We start from the raw sequence: 5,061 nt of genomic DNA on the forward strand, positions 1-5,061 counted from the left end.
GTAGGGAGATGCAGAGGTGTTAGTATTTGTGGTGGTGCCGTTTCCAAGTTCCACTACCAGCAAACCTGCTTCCATCACGTTGACGGTAAGCATATCGGTTTCGTCGTTGGCAGGGTTTTCGTCTCCAGCCATTACAACCTTACCATAAAGATGGGTTTCGCCTAATACGGAAGGAGTCCAAGGAAGAGTGAATTCCAGGGTCTGGCTTGGCTCAATAACCGTACCGGGCACGCTGGCAAGTTCAACTTCACCTTCTTGCATCAGTTTCACGGTGTAAGTATTTACTGGAGTTAAGCTATAGTTCTTCACAGACACTGTATATTGTACAGTCGAATCCACATTAGGCGTGGTAGGACCCACAATGGTCATTGCATTTAAGTCTGTGATATCCAAAGGCTCCATAGTAAAACGCATATTAGACCGAGAAGAAATAGCGGTACCGGTCTGAGAGTCAATCGCTGGAGAACTGTCACTACGGTAATACAAGCCACTATTGAAACCTGTATTGGTGTAATATACGGAGGCATTCTGAGTATAACTGCCGGGAATAAAATCGGTTACAACTTCAATAAGTAAATTTGACGCTCCATCCCAAACGAAAGGAGTGCTGAAACCGTGTACGTTCCATCCTTGAACAGGCATATACTCTGCCGCTTGGAACACTTCGGTGTATTCGCCTACTTCAAAAGTAGTGCTCAATGCAGTTTGTTCGGTTGGTTTGATGCGAATTCTATAGTTCGGCATCGGGGAGCAGGTATTCAAAGCTGCCACATTGAAGGATACTGAACTGATAGGACCGGGTCCGCCGCCAAGATCGTTAAGCTCGGTAGCGAGAACAAGGTATTGCTGGCGGAAATTCATGTAATATGTGCCATAAGGAGTAGGCATACCTATGGTGGTGTTTACTTCTGTACCATCGCCAATTTCCACAACTTGCAAACCTTCTTCCATTACGGTCACAGTGAGCATATTGGTTTCATCGTTAGCTGGGTTTTCGTCTCCAGCCATCACAACCTTACCATAAAGATGGGTTTCGCCAACTACAGCAGGTGTCCAGGGAAGAGTGAATTCCAGAGTCTGTTGAGGTTCGATGATAGTTCCGGGCACGCTGGCAAGTTCAATTCCACCTTCTTGCATCAGCTTTACGGTATAGGTGCTTATTGCAGAAAGGCTGTAATTCTTCACAGAAACTGCATAATCCACAGAAGAATTTACGCTGGGAGCGGTAGGACCCTCAATACTGAGTGCATTGAGGTCAACAATATCCAGAGCTTCCATGTTGAACTGCATATTAGCGCGATTCATTGTGGCGGTGCCAGTTGGTGCATCAATTGCTGGTGCTGTGTCGCTCTGAGCTCTAAGTGTACTGTTGAATGTAGTGGCAGTATAAAACACAGAGGCATTCTGAGTATAGCCGCCGGGAATAAGATCGGTTACGACGTCAATAAGTAAATTTGAAGCTCCATCCCAATTGAAGGGAGCACTAAAGGTATGGGTGTTCCAACCATTTACCGGCATATATTCGGCAACTTGGAACACTTCCGTGTAATCACCTACTTCAAAAGTAGAGCTCAATGCAGTTTGTTCAGTCGCTTTAACGCGAATTCTGAAGTTCGGCATTGGAGAGCAGGTGTTTACGTTGTCAACGTTGAAGGCTACGGAATTGATATTTCCGGGACCGCCGCCAATATCGTTTAAGTCGCTAGCAAGCACAAGGTATTGCTGGCGGAAATTCATGTAATATGTTCCATAAGGAGTAGGGGTGCCTGTAGTACTATTGGATTGAGTCCCCTCTCCCAAGGTAACAGTTACTTGGGCAAAGATGTTGCTACAGAAACTGATTCCCAGTACCAATAGCAACGTGAAAAGCAATAATTTTCTCATTGCGTTTCTCCTTTCTTTAAGTTATTAGATTAATGCTAATCTTGTTTTTTCAATGCTCTTGAGGGAGCATTATGTTAAAACTCTGTATCGTACAAATACTGCACAAATACGTTTAGAAAGATTCTTTGGAATGCTCTTCGACACAGATTACATCCACATTCCAGATTTCATTCACACTATAATACTAACAAGGCTTTTTTACCTTGTTCATCAAGTTTATGCATTGCATAATTTTGTCAAGCATGAATTACATATCGGAAACATATTCGAACTTAATTTTGTTCTCCACATCATCAAAATTCACCATTACAGAGCCACTTTGAGGCAGTTCAGAGCCTAATAAAGCTCGCGCTAAAGCATCTTCTAATTCGCTTTGGATAGCTCGCTTAAGAGGACGTGCTCCAAACTGCGGATCGTAGCCCACATCCGCTATATGTTCTATTAATCGCTCACTAAATTCAAGTTTAATTTCTCGTTTTTCCATACGGCGCGCCAATATCTCCAATTGAAGCTTAACAATTTGCGTAATTTGCTCTCGATCCAGACGATGGAAGATAATGATGTCGTCTACGCGATTGAGAAATTCCGGGCGGAAGTATTCTCTTAGAATGCTCAACAGTTGTGGGCGCAATTCTTCCAGATCCCCTTCATGCGAATAGATTTCCTGACTCCCAATATTGGAGGTAAGGATGATAACGCTGTGGCGAAAATCCACCGTGCGTCCTTTCCCATCGGTTAACCTGCCGTCGTCCAATATCTGTAACAGCAGGTTAAACACATCTGCATGCGCTTTTTCAATTTCATCAAAGAGGATTACGCTATATGGTCTTCTGCGCACCGCCTCAGTAAGATATCCACCTTCTTCATAGCCAACGTATCCAGGAGGAGCACCAATGAGCCGAGCCACCGAATGTCGCTCCATAAATTCGCTCATATCAAGGCGCAACAATGCTTTTTCGGTATCGAAGAGATAGCTGGCAAGAGTTTTGGCAAGTTCTGTCTTTCCAACTCCGGTAGGCCCCAAAAAGATAAAAGAGCCTATTGGTCGATTCTCATCTGAAAGCCCGCTACGACTACGTCTAATGGCATTTGCCAAAGCTACAATTCCTTCTTTTTGCCCCACCACTCGCTGTGCCAATACATCTTCCAAATTCAACAGCTTCTTCATTTCGCTTGCCGCCAGCTTAGAAACCGGAATTCCCGTCCATTTTGACACTACTTCTGCCACAAGTTCTTCATCTACTTGCTCTTTCAATAGAGTGCCGCCGGTACTTTTTGTCTTTTCACGCATCCGGTTTAATTCCTTTTCCTTTGCGGCAAGGCTGCCATAACGGATTTGAGCGGTCTTTTCATAATTGCCCTCCCGCTCTGCTTTTTCGGCTTCACTGCGCATACTTTCAATATCTTCTTTTATTTTTCGAATCTGCTCTATTCCTGCCTTCTCGTGTTCCCATTGAAGTTTCATGCGGTTGCGTTCTTCGGTTATTTGTGCAATTTCTTCGTTTACCTTATCCAATCTGGATTTAGATGAAGCATCGGTTTCTTTTGCCAAAGAGAGCCGTTCAATCTCCAATTGCCTTTTCCTGCGCTCGATTTCATCCAATTCGGAGGGCATGGAATCTATCTCCAAGCGCAATCTGCTACAGGCTTCATCAACAAGATCTATGGCTTTATCTGGCAAGAATCGATCTGAAATATAGCGGTCTGAAAGCGTAGCCGCCGCTACTATCGCATTATCCGTAATCTGAACCCCGTGATGAACCTCATATTTCTCTTTAATCCCGCGCAAAATGGAGATAGTATCCTCCAAACTTGGCTCAAGTACCAACACCGGCTGGAATCTGCGCTCCAATGCGGCATCCTTTTCGATGTGTTTGCGATATTCGTCTATGGTTGTAGCGCCAATGCAGTGTAAAGCTCCACGCGCCAAAGCCGGCTTGAGCATATTGGAGGCATCCACGCTACCTTCGGCACTACCCGCCCCTACAACTGTATGTATTTCATCAATAAAGAGAATAATCTGTCCGTTCGATTTCTCTACTTCCGCCAAAACCGCCTTGAGCCGCTCTTCAAATTCGCCGCGAAATTTTGCTCCAGCCACTAATGACGCCATATCCAATTCTATAAGTTCCTTGCCTAAAAGATTCTCCGGAACGTCTCTTGCTACTATGCGCCGCGCCAAACCTTCAGCAATAGCAGTTTTACCCACTCCCGGATCACCAATCAAGATAGGATTATTCTTGCGCCGCCGAGAGAGAATCTGCATGGTGCGCCGTATTTCTTCATCCCTGCCAATCACCGGATCAAGCTTTTCGGTACGCGCCAAACGAGTAAGGTTGCGCGCATATTTTTCCAGAGCTTGATACTTGGCTTCCGGATTCTGGTCGGTAACCCGCTGATTGCCTCGTACTTCTTTTAAGGCCAGCATCAGCTTGTCCGCCGTTAGCCCCGCACTCTTCAAAATCCTGGCAGCTTCTTTTTTGCCCGATAGCATCCCTAAAAGGATATGCTCACCACTAATAAAGTCGTCCCCCAAACGATCCGCTTCTTTTTCTGCGGCATGCAAAATGTCCAATACCTCCTGACCCATATATACCTGTGCACCCTGTACACGAGGCAACTTGCGCAATGCTCCGTCCAGCTTGGCATACAATTCTTCTATTCCTATCTCCAGCTTCGATAATAGCGGATGAATTAGCGATTCCTTCTGTTCCAGCATTGCTTTTAATAAATGTAAATCCGAAAGCTCCTGGTGCCCCATTTCATTTGCCAAACTCTGCATCGACTGCAGTAATTCTTGACTCTTTATAGTTAAACGTTGCGTATTCATATAATTACCTCCCACAATTTAGAGACAAGATAAACACAACGAGGGGGCTGTCAAGTCTTTTTTAGCAGTCCCGTTTGTAGAGTGCCAAAAAATCCCTCACCACTATTGCTAACAGTATAATTCCTCTCTAACGCCCCATAATATATCACTTTAGATATGGCTCTTTCAAATCTAGTGGGTAGCCAGTAGAAAAGGCTTTCTTTCGATTCGAGTGGGAAATGGGTTGCCAAGCTCCTGCTTGGCAGAGGCAGCGGAGCTGCCTTCAGAAGCGAGCTGCGCTCGCTGTGGCAAACAGAGCTTGCCACCCCAAAGGTAGGTGCAGCTTGTAGCCGCATTTGTAGCAAATA

General features: G+C 45.1%; 3 protein-coding genes. All 3 read right to left on the bottom strand.

Features of this window, described 5'->3' with window-relative positions:
- The coding region (locus LHW48_05635; protein MCB5259942.1) for a hypothetical protein at positions 1-1,884 on the bottom strand (1,884 nt) is incomplete at its 3' end.
- Between the two features lie 247 nt (positions 1,885-2,131).
- Positions 2,132-4,714 carry an ATP-dependent chaperone ClpB gene (gene clpB / locus LHW48_05640; protein ID MCB5259943.1) on the bottom strand — a complete coding sequence of 861 codons (2,583 nt, stop codon included), beginning with the start codon at positions 4,712-4,714 and terminating at the stop codon, positions 2,132-2,134.
- 50 nt (positions 4,715-4,764) lie between these two features.
- A partial coding sequence (locus tag LHW48_05645; GenBank protein ID MCB5259944.1) for a hypothetical protein occupies positions 4,765-5,061 on the bottom strand: 297 nt, incomplete at its 5' end.

This window comes from Candidatus Cloacimonadota bacterium (assembly GCA_020532355.1).
Taxonomy (GTDB): Bacteria; Cloacimonadota; Cloacimonadia; order Cloacimonadales; family Cloacimonadaceae; genus UBA5456.